The 249-nt window shown below is 56.2% G+C and carries 1 protein-coding gene; it reads right to left on the bottom strand.

Features of this window, described 5'->3' with window-relative positions; translation table 11 throughout:
- Window positions 1–244: CDP-alcohol phosphatidyltransferase family protein (locus tag FCK22_RS18645; RefSeq protein ID WP_211243604.1), on the bottom strand; the 244-nt coding region annotated here is incomplete at its 3' end.
- Window positions 245–249 lie beyond the last annotated feature (5 nt).

The raw sequence follows: 249 nt of genomic DNA, 5'->3' as shown, positions 1-249 counted from the left end.
AGGCCGGGATGAAGACGTAAGTCAGATAATCGATGATCAGATCCATCAAGACGCCATCGAACTCAGGCGCGTTGGTCTTCACATCATATTTGCGCGCCAGCGGCCCGTCGATGCCATCGACGAAAAAGGCGATCACCAGCCATAGGAACATGAGGTCCCATTTCTCTTCCACGGCGGCGAGCATGGCGAGCATGGCCAGCACTGCTCCGGTGGCAGTGAAAAGGTGAACGAAGAGGGCGCGCATCTGTA

The organism is Sulfitobacter sp. 15WGC (assembly GCF_005068605.1).
GTDB classification, from domain to species: domain Bacteria; phylum Pseudomonadota; class Alphaproteobacteria; order Rhodobacterales; family Rhodobacteraceae; genus Sulfitobacter; species Sulfitobacter faviae.
The sequence above is the reverse complement of the archived record's forward strand: the minus strand, read 5'-3'. Positions and strand labels throughout refer to the sequence as shown.